At 61.3% G+C, this 18,829-nt stretch carries 1 protein-coding gene; it reads right to left on the reverse strand.

Features of this window, described 5'->3' with window-relative positions; translation table 11 throughout:
- Positions 1-35: 35 nt before the first annotated feature.
- Positions 36-18,686, reverse strand: coding sequence for a tandem-95 repeat protein (locus NZK35_RS31260; RefSeq protein ID WP_259636464.1), 18,651 nt, complete (start codon positions 18,684-18,686; stop codon positions 36-38).
- Between the last annotated feature and the right edge of the window lie 143 nt (positions 18,687-18,829).

Here is an 18,829-nt window from a genome sequence, read left to right on the forward strand (position 1 = left end):
GGTTTCGCCATGACAGGCTGGAAGCCTATCCCACTTTAGATCAGATCACCGAAGGCGGCATCGAGGGCATCGATCCGGTCGTCCTCGTCGTCGTCGTCGTCGAATGCGATCAAGTCGATCACGTCACTGACGAGCGCGGCGGGCGCGTCCTGCCCCGTGTTGTCGATGAATCCGACTTGCTCGCCTTCGAATCCTTCCCCTTGACCGCTAACGGCTTGGCGGAGTGCCAGTTCGTTGATCACCGCCAGGGCATCCAGCGGCGTGATCAATTTGTCACCATTGACGTCAAAGTACGGAGGTCCGAAATCGCTGTCCTCGACCGGGATTTCTGACGCGGTGGATCGAGCCAGTCGGTTGATCACCAACAGGGCGTCGATCGGTGAAACATCACCATCGTCGTTCACGTCGGGGTTGAGGTTGGGGTTCTGCAATCGGCTTCCGACCACTTGCACCCGCACCGTTCCGGGGCTACTGACACGCCCAGAGGTATCGGCGATCGTGTAGGTAAAGCGATCGATCCCGAGGAATCCTTCGGCGGGGATGTAGCGAATGGTCCCGTCGCCGAGCGGCACGACGTCGCCGCTAAACGGACTGTCAACGATTTGAATCGATGTCAGATCGAGTCCGCGGTTGGGCGCCCCGGCTGCAGCATCGGGATCCTGGTCATTGGCAGACACGTTGATCACGATCGTTTCATTGAGGAACGTTGCCACCTGGTCGGTGCGAGCGATCGGTGCCGCATTGGCCGAGATGGTCACCAACGTTTCGGCACTGAACTGGCCGTCATTGTCGGCCACGCGATAGCGGAACACGTCCTCCAGAGCGAAGCTTGGCGACGCGATGAAGGTGATGACACCCTGGTCGCTAATCGACAACGAACCGAATGCCGGTTGCAGGGTAATTTCGATCGAGGCGGGATTCAGGGTGCCGTCCACATCCGAGTCGTTGGCCAGCACCTCAATGACCGTCGGCCCGGTCGGATTGAGCGTCGGATTATCCGGACGAGCGATCGGCGCGTCATTGACGCCGTTGACCGTCACCGCCACGGAGACGATGTTGCTCAACGCACCCTGGGAATCGACCACGCGGTAGTTAAAGGCGTCCACGCCGGTGCTGCCCTGCGTCAAGGCTTGCAAGGCAATCGAGGTGGACGGATCGTAGGTAATGACCCCGGTCGCCTGATTGTATTGGACCCGAGCTCCGCTCAGTGAGAAGCTGTCGGCGGGCATGACGATCGTCAGCGTATCACTGGGATTACCGATATCGGGATCGATGTCATTGCTCACCAATTGACTCGCCGTCAGCGTCAGCACGGCGTCTTCGCTGGTCGTCACGCTGTCGGTTACCGCAACGGGTCGATCATTGACCGCCGTGATCACCAACCGCAGCAACTCTGGAGCGCTCGATCCACCCAGGGAATCGATCGCCCTGACCGTCAAGTCGACCGAGCCATTGGCGTTCGCCGCCGGAATGAATCGCAGGGTGCCGTCGTCGCTGATGGCCGGCAATTGTTGGAACAAGCCTTGCGCGCCGACTGGCGTTGTAACTTCAAAGCGAACCGTTTGCGACACTTCGTCGGCCGGGCCCGGGCTGATGTTGGAAGCCCACGGTTGGGAGTACGGGCCGCTGTCCTCGTCGACGGTGATCGGGTTGGCGACGCGATCGAATGTCGGCGGATCGTTCAGCGGATTGACCCTCAGTGTGAAGGTCCGCGGTGCAGTCGACGCCGCCGGGGTTCCATCGGTCGGCACGTCGGTCAAGACGACCTCGAAACTGGCGATGCCGTTGGCGTCACCGGCGGGCTCGAACAGCAGCTTGGCGGTGTCCGCGTCGCCATCGACGACCGCGACCGGTGCCGAAGCAAACAGGTTGGGATCGCCGGCGATCTGGGTGACGGTGAAGAACACGTCTTGGCTGTTGAGTTCATCGAGCGCCGTTCGCGGACCGGGTAGGACATTGACGGCCCAGTCTTCGATCGTCACGGGACCGGCATCCTCGTCGACGATCACGTTGACCGGACCGCTGTATTGCGGCGTATTGTTAACCGGCATCACGTGGATTGATACCGAATTGGCAGCAATCTGGGGATCAAACCGTTCGACGCCCCCGGTCCCGAAGTCCACCGTCGTCCCATCATCGGTCACGGTATAGATAAAGGAGTCGGTTCCGACGAAGTTCGGACGGGGCGTGTAACGCAGGCCGATCAGGGCGCCACCACCGTCACGAATTTGAGTGATCGATCCGCCACTGGCGGTTTGAAGCGGCGTCGGCTCCTTTAATGCCAGCGTTTGATTGCCGCCGGGCGTCAAGTTCTGCCCCTCGTTGGCCGGCCCCACGGCAAACACATCCAACAGACCTCGATCATTGCCGCCGCCCACGCTGAAGATGTCCAGCGTTCCGTCTTCATTGATTGAGAATTCTAGCGGGTCGACATCGGTGCGGACCACCGGAGGATCATTCTGCGGCAGGACGTCGATCGTGATCGTGACCGGATTCGACTTATTCAAATCGCCTCGTGCCAGATCGTCGGCTCCGTTGTCGACCAACACGATCTCAAAATCAAAGCTTCCGAACACGTTCGGTGCCGGCTGGAACGTCATCACGCCGGTCGGCGTGATTTGTGGCGGGGTCGAGAAATAGTCGCCCGCTACGCTTGCGTCGAAGGACAGCGGCGAGACGGTGAACTGAACGGTTTGGCCGTTGATCACATCGACTTCGTCAAACGCGGTCGACGGCGGAGCCGATTCGATGTCGAAGGCGAAGTTGTCAAAAGTGATCGGGGCACTATCTTCAATGACTTCGATGCTACGCAGCGGGCTGTTGGGGTCACCGAGGGTGACGGGCAACAGGTTGACCTCAAACTGAGGCCGGTCATTGACCGGATTGAGGACGAACTGGACAAAATTGGCGGCCGTTCGCGGACTGGGGCTGAAGCCTCCACCCTGGTACGTCGTTCCGTCATCGATCACCGTGTAGGAGAACGAGTCGACCGGACCGATGTTGGCGTTGTAATTGACCGGTGGGTCGTAGAACACACCGGGATTGCCGAACGAATCGACGCCGAGGGTCAACGTTCCGCCCAGATCGGTGCGCGTCGGAATCTGGTCGAGCGACAGGGTTTGGTTGCCGCCCTCGATGTTCGGGTCGGCTTCATTGTCGGGTCCGACGACAAAGACGTCCAGCAAGCCGACGCGGTTGTAGCCGCTGGCGCCCGGATCACGGCGAAGCGGAATGAAGAACGGCGTGTCGACGTCACCGCCTGCCTGCGTGTTGTCCTCCTTCAACGTGTACGTGATCGTCCCGTCGATGATCTGATTGGTGTTCGGATCAATCACCTCGGCGACCGTGTACTGGTCATCGGCGCCGTTGGCATCGGACGTGCCGGTGACGTCCGGATTGAACTGCGGCGGGTCGTTGACCGGGCGAACGTTGACGGTCACGGTCACGTCGGTCGATTTCGGATCCGTCGGGTGGTCGTCGGTGAAGGTGAAGACATAAATCACTTCGCCGACCAGATTCGCGTTCGGGAACACCGTCAATCCACCGCTGGCGGTGACGATCGGCAGATCAGCCATCACGCCGCGTGGATCGGTCACCTGGATACCGGTCATTCGATCGACCGTCGGACGTCCCTGGTCTTGCAACTCGTCTTCGGCGGTCTGCGGGCCGGGCAGCACCGTGGTGAATACGTTGTTGATCGTCGCCTCGGCCGGAGTCGGATCTTCCGGCACATCGACCGAATCGACATGCTCGATGAACGGGAAATCGTTCGCCGGCTCGACCGTGATCGTGACCGTCGCTTCCTGGATGCTCGTCTGCTCCGGCAAACCGAGCACGGTCTGGGAGATCGGCAACGTCGTTCGGCCGTCGTCGGCGATGCCGTAGGTGAACTGATCAGACGGCTGGAACGGCTGCAGTCGGTTGTAGTCGTCTGCCGGCTGGTACGTCCCGTCGGCGAAGGCTCCGTTGACGAAGTTCAACGTCAACAGCCCGCCTTCGGGGGTCGCCAGCGTTTCGGTTCCGGTGAAGCCGCTGGCGACTGTCACGTTTCCGGCCGGTGTGGTGAACGACACGATCCGAAGCGATTGCTCGCTCTCGTCGTACGGTGTTCCCAAATTCACATCGAAATCGCCCGGAACGTCGGGCAATTCCGTCACGACGATCGAAGTCGTTCCGCTCAGCGTGACCGTCGGCCCCGCAGCGGCACCCGTCATCCCGGCGTTGACCAGCAGGGTCGCGAGACGGGTGGCCAGATCATCGGCAAGCTCTGACACCGAGTAGGTCAACAACACATCCGTTCCGATCGAGGCGGTCGCTGACGTGCTCAGCTCGACCACCGTCGGTTGACCGGTTGCGTCGGTGATGACCAGCGTTTGCCCGTCGACCAATGCACTCCCGTCGATCAGCGTGATCGAATCCACGGTGGTGGTGATCGGCGAATCGGTAATCGGGCTGACGCCGCCTAGCAAGTCGGCCGCGGAGAACGTCAGCAGGTTCGGCCCAGCCGGTTCGACCGCTTCGGTCATACCGAGTGCACGATCGTAGGCGACCGGAGCATCATTGACCGGCTCGATAAAGATCGTGCTGGTGATCGTGGCCGTTCTCGGGACCACGTTGCGGGTGCCGTCGAGTTCCTCGTCGACGCCCCTATCCTGAACTTCATAGGTGAATTCGACCTGACCGTAGATGTCATCGGCCGGTGTGAACAGGACATCGCCCGTGTTGGGGTCGACCTCCACGGTGCCGAATCGCGGGTCCATCGAAGCCGAAATGATTTCCAGTGCCCCGTCGTTGCCGTTGACGCCGAGGACTTCATCGGCCGCGACGAAGGGATCAAGAGGATCGGTCGTCACCGCCGGGCCGGCAACATCATTGCCCAGCAGGAAGGCGGCGGGAATGATCAACTGGGTGTCTTCGGTCGGGACGGGGACCTCCAGACTCTGGTCCAGATAGAAGTTGCGGTAGGCATCGTTGGCAGGCGAGACCAACTCGGGCGACAACACCGGATCGCTGTTTCGCGGTGCGACCAGAATATTCGCATCGGCATCATCGGTCAGCGGTGTCCCGGCGACGGGATTGCCGTTTAAGAGCGACCGACCATCATCTTGGATGGTGAACGAGAACGTGTCCAAGATGCGGGGGTCGGCAACATCCCGCAGGTTGTCGCTGTTGAAGTAGTCAGCACCTTGATAGTAGATCTTGGTGATGAAGGTCCGCTCGAAGGTGGTCGGATCGGCGGGATCCGCCGGTTCGGTCGCGAAATCGGCCCAGATCGTTCCGAACTGCGGCGTGGTTCCGATGGCGGACTGATTGTTCGCGTCGATCGTGACACCGCCGACGGTGATCGAGATCACCCGTAGCGAGTCGATTTGATTGGATTCGTCCCATGGAGAGCTGGGGATCATGATGTCGTCATCGGCGATCGCACCGACCAGCAATTCCGAGGCGAGGAATTCCTGAGGCTGATCGGCGGGCGACTGACCGGGCTGGAACTCCAGCGCCACCAAGTTCGCATCGACGGCCAGCGGGGCGTCGTTGATCGGGGCGACGTCGATGTTGACGGTGGCGAACACCGCATTGGCGTCGGCTTCGGGGCCGTCGTTGCGTTGTTTGCTGATCCGATAGCGGAACGAATCGGGTCCGTGATAATCGGAATTGGGCGTGTAAGTGAACAGCCCCAATGCTGCGTCATCGAGACGGACTTCGCCCCACGTCGTTAAGTAGGTGTCTGTCGTGCCTGCTTTCAGCGGCTCGTCGATGACGACCAGGCTGTTGACGAACTCGTCAGCCGGCAGACTGTCATTGGCCATCAACGACGCCTGGCTGCCGGAGGTTCCGTCGACGACCAGAACGTCGTCTTCGTCGACGGTGTAACCATCATGGTCGGGCAACGGTTCGGCGATATCGACGATGTTGACCTGGTAATCCTCGACTTCGCCGCCGATCGCCAATCCGAACGGGTCAAAGCTGCCGGCTGTGGAAATCCGGACTCGGGCGTAGGTCAGGCCCGTAGTGGCGGTGGCCGGCGTGAAGACGCGGACCAGGTTGACGCCATCGACGACGTCCAATCCGGAGATCAGTTTTTCGCCCTGGTCCAAGAAGTCGCCGTCGATGTTCAGGTCGACCCAGATGTCCAGTTTACCGCTGCCGGTCACGGTGATCGGCAGCACGGCGCCGGCGCGATCGTTGCGATCCAGGAACGCGATCACGTCGGCCGAATTGGACGTCGGAGAAACGGTGCCGTCGGCCAGAATCAGCCCGGCGGTCGTCGTCATCCCTTGGAACGATCCGACGGCCAGACCATCGTCGTCGCCACCGGTTCCGGTGAAGTCGTCGCCGACGGCGCCGACCGACGGGTTGCCATCGTCGTCGCCGTCGATCACGACGCCGAGAATCGGCGTGCCGCTTTCGGCGATGACGTGCCGTGGCCCGTCACTGGCCAGCAACGTGCGATAGGTGTCCGGGGCATCACCGAAATCGATTTCCACGTCGGGAATGATGACCGTGAATCGGGTGTTACCGGTGCGTTGGTTCGATCGCAGCAGGTTGCCCGCGCGGTCGGCGATCAACGAGTTGTCCAAGTTGATGATGTACACGCTGGACGGTTCCCAGAGCGTCGACAGCGGTGTCAGACGCAGGATGCCACTGAGTTCGTTGTAGCCGACGACGTAGTCGACGCCCTGGACCAACGGGATCCCATTCTGGGTGATCTCAATCGCCCGGTCCGAGATCGCATCGTCGTTGGGATCATCGACGGTCAAGCCGTCCACCCCGGTGCCTTCGAACGGCGAGTTCGGATCGCGGCCGTCACCCAGGAAGATCGTAAAGTTTTCCAGCAGCGGATCGGTCACCCACATCACGGTGTTACTCGGATCGCGATCGTTGCCTTCGGAATCATTGTCGACCGGGTTCAAGATCACCGCGTACGGTGCATCGACATCGGTGTCCTCCAACGCTCCACGATCACCCAATGCCGACGCGTTCGGGTCGACGCGGAGTTGACCGAACGCATCACGCAGCGGTGCGTTGATCGGAGACGCCGGGATGCCGAGTTCCGTTTTGAAGGTCAGATAGTTTTGGCGATCTTGTTCGGTGTTCTGCGAACTGTCGACCGCTGCCGATGAACTGTCCAGGTAGTAATTGCCGTTTGCGGCATCCACGAACAGCGGTGCGGCGACCGGCGCGGTCAGCGCGCCGCTGCCGGTGTTGCCGTTGTTGGTATTGTTCTGGAAGAAGTTCGAACGGATAACCGTTCCCGTTCCGCCGTCGGTGATTCCTCGATTGAAATCCGTGATCAGGTTGTTCATCAACGTGGGGCTGGCCAAGCCAACAATTTCGATCCCGGTGCCCGATCGCCCGCCGCCGACCAGCGTGTTGTTGATCAGCCGACCGAAGGGAACCGGACGCTGCGGGACCGCGGTGGTCTCACCGGCGAAACGGATTCCGGATGAACCGGAGATCACGTTGTTTTGAATCACGACGCCGGGCACCAATCGCTGAGCATTCAACTGTGGGAAGTTGATCGTCGATCCCGGATGCGGAACGCTGGCGCCGGCTTCGGTCGTTCCCGGCTCGACGTTGATGCCAAGAATGGACGAATTGCTGATGAAATTCGAATCGAGAATCAGGTTGCCCTGAGCACGCTCGCGGTTGCGATCGGCCAGCAGTCCCGTGCCGCCCTGCAGCAGTTGGACATTGTCGATGAAAGCACGGTTGTCGCCCTGCGCCGGCGCGGTGTCGGTGAAGTCGTACACCCACGTGAAGGTCGGATTGCCAGAACCGAACGTGAATTCGGCCGTGACGTAGCCGGTCACACCGGAGGCCAGCGTCGGATCGAGAATCGGTTCTTCGCCCGAGTCATTGACCAATCGCTGCGGAACGCCATCGATCAAGAATCGCAACCCGTGCGTCTCAAGCGCCGAATTGACGTCGTAGGAGAAACGAATGACACCGGCGGTGTCGGAAAACGATCCCAATTCGGCTCGCGTGACCTCGAAGATCGAGACACGATTGGTTCCGACCGGACCGGATTGCAGACTATTGGTGCCGGTGCTCGGATTCACGTTGGTGACCGACCATGGCTCGATTTCCGAAGCGGTGAATCCGCCCAGCACCGTCGTGTCTTGGGGTAACAAGCTGGGGACAAACGTGGCCGGTTCAAAGGTGAGCAGAGCCGTCTCGCTTGCTTCGTCCACGTGCCGGTCATTGGTGTCAAAGATCGCACCGACGACCGGGCCGACCGGGGTCAGCACCACGTGTTCGTCCGTCCGGCGAATCTCCAATTGATACGGCCCGTTGACGATATCGGGGAACTGTTCCGGATCGCGATCGCGGGTCCGGCTGGTGCCGGCGTACAGATTCGTCAGCCCCGTGTCGCCGTTGGTGCCGGTGACCATTTCACCGCGTTCGGCGTAGCCGATGATGAAGTCGTCGACGAAGAACCCTTGATGCTGGTTGTCGAGCGATCGAATCGACCGCGCGTTGTTCGTCGTGCTGACGTATTCGCCGAACGGAGCGACATCGGTCGCGGCTGCGGGGTTGTACTCATTATCGATGCGGCCGAGCGTGGAATCGTTGACTGAACCGGCCGAGCTGAAGTCGAGCCGCAGTTTCAATCCGGAAAGACCGGCGTATTGGGACAAATCCACGCGGGCTTGTCGCCACTGGCCGGTGTTGTCAAACAACTCCTGAACGATCTGCTGGCTTTGTTGCCGCGGCGTCGCGCTATTGAGCCCGGCGTCGGACAGGTGCGACAGGAATCCGGGCAGTTCAGCGGTTCCGCCGAAATCGGTCGGATCGGGATCACTGAGTTGCGAGTTGTTCGATGCCACCAGATCCCAGGTCGCACCGCCGTCGGCCGAGATGAAGACGCGGGCACTGTCGCGGAACGGATCGTCGTCATCGGAATCGATGTCGGAACCGTCGTGACCCTCGGTTTCCAAGAAGTAGCTGAAGTACAACGTCGGGCGATCAGCCGGAACCGACCCGTCCAAATCGAAGTCGCCGGTTTCCAAGGTTCCGTAACCGCCGCCGGGCAGGTTGTACGACCCTTGGACGCCGTTGCCAACGTCTCCCACGATGGCCGGATTGCTGCTCAAGTCGGCGTGGAACGCGGTCGTCAGAATGCCGTACTGGGCGTTCACGCCCGGCAGGTACTGCAGGTAGTGCTCGGAGTCGGAATTCTGGTTCAGGACCCATTGCTCCAGACCGAATTGGTAGCTCACGCCGCCTTCGTCTTGGTCAAAGTTTCGGAAGCTTCCCGGCGTGCCGTAGGCCTCGCTGATGTCACCGGGAACCCGAGTGTCATCTTCGGCTTCGTTGATCCCGTGGCCGGCGTCGGTGGCGCGGAGTGTGGTCGGGTGCCAGAGGTTGAAGTCCAGCGGCGAGAACGCCAATCCGATCGCGTCGGCGCCAAATCCGTTCAATCCGGAAACGTCCATGATGAAGCTACCGGCGACTCCGGATCCGACGGCGGCTTGCTCGGTGATGGCGGCGGCGGTCGAGGGCAGGTTCAGCGAGTTGTCGATTTCCAGCAGGGAGAGATCGACGCCGGCGTACTGACCGACAAAGTTCAACAGGACGCCGTTTCCTGGGGGATTCAAGACGCCGGCGGCCATCACGTCGGCCGGGTTGAACGTCGGCAAATCGATCAGCGCGTCACGGACGCTCAAGATGCCATCGATTCCGGGGGCGATCGGCACGTCGACCGCAATTCCGGCACGGGTCTCGGTGATCGCGGGTGCCGGAGCGTTGCTCGTCTGCACCGTCGCCACCGCAATCGTGGGCGCCGTGCCACCGGTCAACGCGTTGTTGAACGTGAACTGGGCGACGTCGGTGCTCGCCAGGGCTCCCGTGAATTCGATGTTAATTGTGCCGCCGGGAAGTGGGCCCGTTCCCGTGACGATGATGTTGCCGTTGAGTGCCGGAATGGTGTTCAAGGCTGTTGCGATTGCTCCAACAGCCGAATCCCAATTGATCGGAGCCGAGGCGACGACGCTGGTACCGTCAAAGAAATCAAGCGTGAATGTCCCACCGTTGGGCCCGCCGGTGACGTTGAATTGCTGAATTTCGTTTTGCAGCAGATTTTCCGTCGCCGCGGGCACCGTGATCAGCGGCACGTTGCTGTCCTGCAGATCACCGGTGAACCGGATGCTCAGCGGCCCAGCCGCCAGGGTCGTTCCGGTGACGATCACGTTGCCGGGACCGATCGTGGCAAGGTTCTCCAGTTCCGTTTGGACGTCGCTCGCCGATGCATTCCAAGCCAACGGCAAGGTCGTCGCGCCCAGGAAACTCATCACAAAATCGCCGTCGTTGACCCGTGGATCGAGCGAGATTTGCTGAATCTCGTCGCCGACCAATCCGGTGGCGTCCGCGGTCAGCAGTGGCAAGTCTTTGGCCCCCAGCGCGCCGATGAACTCGACGCTGACCGGGTTGGAAACCGCCAGACCGTTCAATGGGCCGCCGGTGACATCCACGTTGCCCAGCCCACCAACGAAGGGCAGTGCTGCGATTGCCGAGCGAATCTGGAAATTCGATGCGTTGTAGGGAATCGGCGCCGTGGTGTCGACGCGAGCCACGTCGGAACCGAAGGCGTGATTGGCCGGCGACGTTCCGTTGGCTCCACGAATCACCGAGAATTGGGCGCCGGAGTCACCCGGGTTCGGGACCACAGCGGTGACTCGCAAGTCTTCGCCGCCGATCCGAATGTTGAACCCGCCGAACGACGGGAACGGGGTCGCATCGAGAACGGACAGTGTATCCGAGACGATCAGGACCTGGCTGAAGTTGCGGTGGTGAGCGGCGGTCGTGCCGTTGTCACCGCGCCGGTCCACCGTCAACTCGTTGGCCAACGTGTCGACCGAGTTGACTTGCAGCTCTTCGTCTTGGATGCGAATCGTAAACGGTACCGCTGGAAATGCACTCGCATCAAAGACCGGAATCGTCAACGTCGTGTCGTTGATCGCCGATGACAGGAAACCACTCGCGGGAAACGACAGGCTGCTGGTGGTCAACGAAGTCACTTTTTCGAACACCGTCGCGGTGTCGGCGTGCGCCGTCGCAAACGTTCCGTTGACACCGCGGGTCACTGTCAGTGCGTTGCCCGCGGCCGAATCGACGCGCATCTGCTCGCTGCCGATTTGGATATTAAACGGGGTGGCCGGGAAATCGGATGCGTCCTGGACCGTGATCAACGTCTGCGTCGCGTCGATATCAAAGGCAGGACTGGTGACAGCACCTTGCTCGACGACCATCGACAACGTGAAGGTCCCGCCGGTGCCGGAACCGGTCGTGTTGATGGACTGCGTTTCATTCACGCTCAAGTAAGACGGAGCGTCGGCGGCGATCGGATCGGTGGTTTGGCGACCAAACAGGCCCGCGTCGGTCGTCAAGGTAAAGAAGCCGCCGTCGGGCCCGGCGCCGGTGGTGAGCAATTGCGCCGCACCGCCGGATTCGAAGGCCAGGAATCCGTTTCCGGAGGTGTCAAAGGCGACGAGTTGGCCGTCGCCGGTGACGGCGAACAGGACGTTCTTGTACGCGCCGCCTTCGACATTTTGAGGTCCGAGGGTGAGACCTTGGAAGTCCAAATTCGGTACGCCGATCGCGTTGGTCGCATCGACGCGATTGATCACGTCGCCGGTGGACGGATTGATCTCCAAAAACTCGCCGGCGTCGGTGACCCCGTAAAGGTTTCCGGTGCCGAAGAAATTGGCAAACGACAAACCGGTGACGCGTCCGGCCAGCGGGCCGTTGGCGCCGTCACTGGCCGCGGTCGTCAAGAACGCGGTGGAGGTGATGGCCGGTGTTCCCGGCGCACCGTTGCCACGGTTGTCCGCGTTGCCGCTGTAGATCACGGCGGTGATCAGTTGGCTGGCGGCCGGGTCGTTGTTGATTTCGTCGACGATGGCCTGGGCGGTCGGCGCGGCGGTGATCGGGGGCCCGCCGGTTCCGCCCAGCGTCAACGTGATGGTGTTGCCGGCAACATTGACGACGGCGTTGGTGTTGTTGGGGCGGAACGGATTGATGACCAGATCAAACGCGCCGGCCAGGCCGGCGATCTTGGACTTGATCCGGATCGTGGTCTGCGGCGTCGCACCGTTGGCCGGAGGCGTGCCGCGAACGGTCAGGTTGTAGGTCTGGTAGCTGACGTCGGACGGTTGAATGTCGCCCTTGACCCCGTAGGTGTTGCGGGCATTGAAGGTCAAGGTTGCGTCACCATCCTCGGTCGCCAGATACAATTTTGACGAGTTGTCCGATTCACGGACGGCATAGTACACGTCGTAAATCGGTGTCGGAGCCGCAGCGGGGCCGGTCGTGCCGACACGTCGGAACGTCAGCGCGTCGACTTCGTCGGATGTCGTGAACTGGTCGGCGCGACGGACCCGCGAAATGTTGTCCTGGATCTGGTTGGAATACGACGACGTGTTCGGCGTCGGGGTCTGCCCGTTGATGTTGTCGACGCCGACCTGCGTGATGTCGCCGGTTTCCGGATCGATGTTGACCAACGCACCAACGCTGGTGGTGTTGTCGTTGAGCCGTTGATAGCCGTACATGCGGCCGTCGGTTCGAATCACCACGTCTTGAACGTCGTTGACGCCGCCATTGATCCCACCGTCATCGGTGACCCGCGTCAACCAACGCGAGCTTTGGAACGGATCGACGGTGTAGAGGTGATCGCTGTTGCGATTGCTGTTGTCGTTTTCCGGTTCGTCGGTTGCGACGTAGAGCGCGACGTCTTGAAGCGTGAATGGTCGCACGTTCATGCCGACGCCGGTCAACGTGTTGATGTCGAACAGCCCCTGTGGCGTCTCCGGCAGGATGTCAATACCGCGCGAGGAATAACCTTGGAATCCGAGGTGATCTTCGACGATTCGGGAAACCGAGTTGACCGGTTCGAGTCGGACCAGGCCGTTGCCCTGGTTGGCCGGATTGGCTTGAAAGACGCCGGTCAGCGCGGTCGGCAACAGCCGATCGCTCATCACGGCGACATAGAATTCGCCGCCGGGTGTCAGGTGAATCGGACCGATGTAAGCATCTTTGGTTCCCAGCGATCCACGGCTCAGATCGTCGATGCTGCCGTCGGCAGACGCGTTGCGATCGTCTTCGACGTTGGACTCTCGCCCGATGAAGACCAGATCACCGTCTTCGTTGAAGACCGCAACGGTGGTGTCGGCGCGGACCGCTTTGTCGGCATAATCCAAATCCAGCACCACGGCAATCGTGCCGGCGCTGTCGTTGACGCCGGGAATCACTTGGACGCCGGTTTGATCCAACCGGAAGCGGTACCAATCCGCGTCGGTTTCGCTGGAGATGTTTCCGGAGATCCCCAGTGCCGCGAGATCGGTTTCCAACAGGTTGACGAGTTGTTGGGCCTGATCGAAGGTCTGGTTCGCGGCATTGGTTTCGCCGGCTTCACCAATCAGCGGGCTGTGGGCGGGCAATCCGCGCACATCGATTCCCGTTTCGGCATTGCGAATGTCGGCGTAACGGACCGTCGACCCCGGGAATTCCTGGACCTGGTCGAGCCGGATTTGCAACTGGTACTCGCCTCGGCTTTCACCGCGAAGCTGGGTGACGTCACCGAGCGTCGCGGGATTGCTGCGGACCCGAACGAAATAGGTGCCGGTCTGACCCGGCGTTCCGGGCAGGGTGTAGCGGAAACCGGGATCGCGGAAATTCTGGGTGTAGTGATCGCCGCCGAGCAACGGATTCTTGGTCAGCGTGTCGGCGTTCAGGTTGCCCGGATCGGCATCACCGGAGCGGACCGAGCGTGCGAGCACGGTTCCGGAGGCGTTGATGATTTCGACGATGGCGTCCAAGTTGGTGTCGGTGCGATCGATGTCCAACCAGACTTCCGTCCCCGCGGTTCCGTTGAAGCTGTAGACATCGACGTCGTCCCGGTTGGTGGGGCTGATGTAGCCTTTGACCACAAAACCGAGCCGACGATTTTCGTCACCGCTTTTCTGGTCCGGTGCGATCACGCCCAGGTTTTGTGCGACGACGACGTTGCTGTTGACATCTCTGCCGTTGGTCAATGGGTTTTCCGCTTCGCGGACGATCGCCACGTTGCGGTCGTTGCTGAATTCATCGAACAGCAATCCACGCCACTGGCCGGCCGACCCGGTCGTGGGATTGGCCGAGTTGTTGGTATTGCTGTTGAGCGCACCGCTGGGAGTGAACCCGGCGCCGACCGAGTCGTCCGCGATCGAGGTCAGCACCACCGGATGTCCGGGGGTTCCCAGCACATGGATGGTGCCGCCGATGCGATCGATGATCTCCTGCGGGCTTCCGGTGGCGGTGAAACCGGCCGAGCCGTTGGTCGCTTTGATGACCAGGCTTTCGGAGTTGCTGCTTTGCAGCGTCAACCCGCTGTAGGTGTGGTGATTGCCGACGATGACTTCGCCGGCGATCACGTGGACCATGTCGGTGTCTTCCCAGAAGGTCTCGGTCGTCAGCAGTTCGCCGCGGACCTGCATCCCGTTGATCGAGTTGCCGTCCAGTTCGTTCAGCCGCACCAACGGGCCTTTGTTGTCATCGAACTGGGAGTAGCGATCGATCCGCCCGGTCGAGCGTCCCGAGTCACGCTGCGTGACCGAGAGCATCGAATTGGCGTTGATGTTGATCGCCGGTCCGCCGTTGTCGATGATCGTGTTGTCGACGATGATCGGTTGTGCCCCGCGGACGTAAATGGCTGCATTGGCGTGCGCGCCGCGTCCGTTTCGTAGTCCGCCACCGCCGCCACCGGCGTTGGACTGCAGCGTGCTGTTGGCGATGCGAACGTCCGCCTGGTGAATTTCGATCGCGTTGAAGGGAGCGGCGTCACCTTCGATCGGTGTCGAACCACCGCCGTAGGCGATCAACGCGTTGTCGATGCTGCCCGAAGTCGATTGGCCGAAGTACAAACCGCCCCAGTCCCCGGCCGCGGGCGAGGGGCTGCTGGTCGGATCGGAGTCAAAGGTCCCGCTTCCGCCGTAACGATCATCGGCGATGGAGGTAAAGATCACCGGGCGATTCAACGTGCCTTCGGCGATCAACGCGCCGGCACCCCGTTCGACTTCGATCCGTGATTGGTCCAGTTTGACGACCACGCCGGGGTCGACGACCAGGCGGCCGGCCGCACGGGCGACCCGTTGACCTGCGGGGGTCAAAACCGGACCGCCGGCGGCGCCGGAGATGATCAGGTTTTCGCTCAACACGTGCGGAATGTCGGTGTCATTGAAACGACCCGAGACCGTCAGTTTGTCGATCGTTGACCCGAGTGACGTCTTGACCCGAACGAACAGACCGTTGACCGCATTGTCGGCGAGGAAGTTGCCACGGATGTCCGGACCGATCCGATCGTTCGAGTCGTCAAACGCATCGGGGCTGGCCGAGATCGCCGGGCTGTTGGCATTGGTGATGCGGTTGAACGAGATCGTCGGTCGCGAGTCGGTCACATAAATCGGCGCGAACGGCAACTCGTTGGCGTCGACAAAGACGTTCCCACCACCGTTGTCAATGTCGGCGTGATTGACATAGTTCAGATAAATGCCGTTGGCATCCAGGTCCGAATCGCTGCGGAACACGATTCCGCCGAAGTCGCCGGCGGAGGTGCCCGGCCCGACGCCGTCGGAATCGCCCCCGACGGAGTCATTGTGATAGGAACGGAACAGGACCGATTGCTCGGGAGTTCCCAGGACTTGGATCGACGCGTTGCTGCGGTCGAGGTTGCCCGACGACGTCCCGGCGTCCAGGTTCGCGCGGCGCATTTTGAACAGGGCGCCGGCTTCGATCATCACGTTGACGCCCTGCGGCACCAGGAACTCCGCCCCATCATCGAGCGCGTTCCCGGAGGTGTCTTGACCGATCAGGTACGGGCGGTTGTCCAGCGCCGTCGCGATGTCTTGATCGTCACCGCCGTTGGCCAAAATCCGCACGGGATTCGGGGTGGCGATCAGCGTGGGCGAACCCGCGATGTTCAGGTTGTTGATGCCCGAGAACTGGACGATCCGCGTCGACACGCTGACGTTGACCGAGGCGTTCAGACGCCCCGCCGTTTTCGCGTTGTTGATCGCCGCTTCGATGGCGGCGGCCACATCGGCTGCGGTGTTGGCAGCGCCGAGGTCGACCGGATCGGTTCCCAACGTGCCGAAGCGGAACGTCACCACGTTGGTGCCGTCATCGATGACAAAGCGTTCGCCCTCGTTGATCGAATCGGCTCCATCGAGCGGGACGACGATGCGGTTGCCCGCCTGCCGCAGTGCGACTTGGGCCGTGTCATGGGGACTCGACAGACGCCCGTCGCCTTCCGGTCCGGGCGTCGTGTCGCTCTGCTTGCCGACATAGATCGTCGTGTCCGGATCGTTGGATTGGAACCAGAACGAGTACACTCCGCCGGGGGTGCCGTCGGCGTCTCCGTCAAAGGCCGTGCCGTCGGCGTCGAGCAACACGCCGTCCTGTTCGGCCTGGAAGGAAAGTTGTAAATCATAGGCACCATCGGTGGTGCCGCCGAAACCGGAATCGGGAACGTTCGGGTCGTAGTCGGTGTTACCGGTGCTGGTGATGCCGATCGAGTAGTTGCCCGCTTCGAGTTGCAACTCCAAGAACGAGTCGGCACCAAAATACTGGTCGTTACGGGCGATCAATTCCCACCGGCCGTCGACTTCCTGGTACAGCGACATCGCGGTATTGAGCAGGCTGGGTGTGGCCAATCGCTCCGCGATCGTCTCGGCACGCAATTGTCCCGGTTGGGCCAACGTGAAGCCGTACATGTCGATGTCGGTCGAATTCGGCGGCACGATTCGTTGCAGGTGCACGACGTCATGATCGCCGGGCAACACGTCGTTGGGGACGCCGCTGCCCATGTTAGAAGGGATGTCATAGGAGTGTCCCAGGCCCAGCGAGTGACCGATCTCGTGGAACATCACAGAGGTGTAACCGTCGCCGAAGAATCGGTTGGCTTGGTTGTAGATGGCACCGTTGGCCAGCGCGAAGCTGCCGCTGGCCAACCCCGCCACACCGTCGTTGGGACCGAGTCCGGGACTGACCGCCCGGAAGTCGCCTTTCCCGATCATCAGCTGATCACCGAAGGGCACGGTGACGGGGGATTCGATGAATTCATAGCCCGAGAGCTGCGCGTAGATCTCAAAGATCTCGCGGATGATCTGTTTTTCCTTTTCGGTGATCAGGTTGATGTAGGGATCACCGTTGGTGTCGACGCCGAGTGTGTCGGGGAAGTAGTAGTTGACCTCGCGAATGGCCGCCGGCACCGTCGGCTGCGTGCCCCGCGCCCCGATGTGGGCTTCACGTTGAATTTGGCGGTGTCCCGGTTCGTCTTCGCTGCCGGCCCGTGGCGGAATCGGGATCGATTGCCGACGGATATTGGAGGTGATCCGCAGATCGGCCGATCCGAGCGTGCCGAGGTCGGTGGCGCTGTCAAACGTCGAGTTGTCGTCGTCGGTCGAAATTGGACTCGCGGTCACCGCGGCGTTGAGCAGGTACGACCCCGTCGAACCATCAGCGCTGGTGATTTCAACAAAGTACTCTCCCGAGACCGGGACTGGGAAGCTCAACACGTTGTCCAAGTCCGGTCCGGCGGTGACGTTGTCGAGTTCGACTTCGGTTCCGCCGGGGAACTGGAGCAAGCGAAGCCGGGTGTTCAGCCCCGCGGCCTGCGGCGAAACCGTAACCGTCAACGTGCTCCCGGCGGAAAGTTGCAGGCTGTACAGATCGACGTCGGACGCGTTGTCGCTGACGCCGCCGGAGTCACCGAGGAATCCGTTTTGGGCAAACGCGTTGCTGGAATTCAGGCTGCCGACCTGAATCGCCGTCGCGGGCGTCGAGTTGTCGCCGCCGGACTGACCGATATCAAGCCGATAGTTGCCTTCGGGGATGGCCGACGCAAATTTCAACGTGACGCGATTGGCATCCGAATCATAGGTGACCGTTTCGGCGAGCATCGTCGAGTCATCGGCCGAAGTCATCGAGCCCGACGTGTTGACCAGACGATAATAAGCCGGGTCGGTTACCTGTGTCGGATCCAAGGGTTGGTCGTCGAAGTAGACGACGATCTCGTCGGAAGCTTGGGACAGCGGGTTGTAACGGATCGGTTGGGGAACGACCGCGACCACCTGCGCACCACGATCCAGGCGGAAGGTGGTGAATTCATCGACCCCGCCGTTGAACGCTTCACCGTTCAGGTTGGTGAGCACGTTGGCACCGGAGCCGAACACTTGGATTTGGTAGGTGTCGTCGGGCAACGCCGCGGCCGGATCGGTCGAGTTGAACGATGCCGAACTGGAGGGCCGGAAGACGATGCGTTGCAGGTTGGTCGGATCGGTATCGCCCGGGGTTTCCAGACCGACGTATCCCATCGCGACGTCGACTTCATTGCCCTCGCTGAACGACCCATCGCCACCGCTGCGGACCAGTTTGACCGAATCGGTCGTGATCGTGCTTTCGTTGATGTCCGCGCCGGCACGGAACTGCAGATTGAACTCGCTCGGTGCGACGTTCAGCGTGTCGCCGTTGCGGAGCAGAGCCCCCGAATCGGGACGGATCGCAATCAGCTCCGGTCCGGCCAGCAAACGCCGGTCTTCCAACTGCTGGACGAGGTTCCGTCGCGTTTGAAAACGCTTTTGCGTGCGCTGCCGATCGTGGCGTCGCTCGGCGAGGTTCCTGACACGGTTACCAAGGCTTCGAAAGCTCATCGGGGAATCCCAAAAATCAAAAATGATAAAACAAGGTGGCTCGACGAGTACTTCATCGAGTGGTGTCGGCGCCGGGCCGCCGACGAAAAATTCGGCTCAAATCCAGCAGGGAGTCTTCAGTCGCTCGGCAAGGCCGAGCTCCA

Origin of the sequence: Stieleria sedimenti, assembly GCF_025060895.1 — a bacterium.
Classification (GTDB): Bacteria; Planctomycetota; Planctomycetia; order Pirellulales; family Pirellulaceae; genus Stieleria; species Stieleria sedimenti.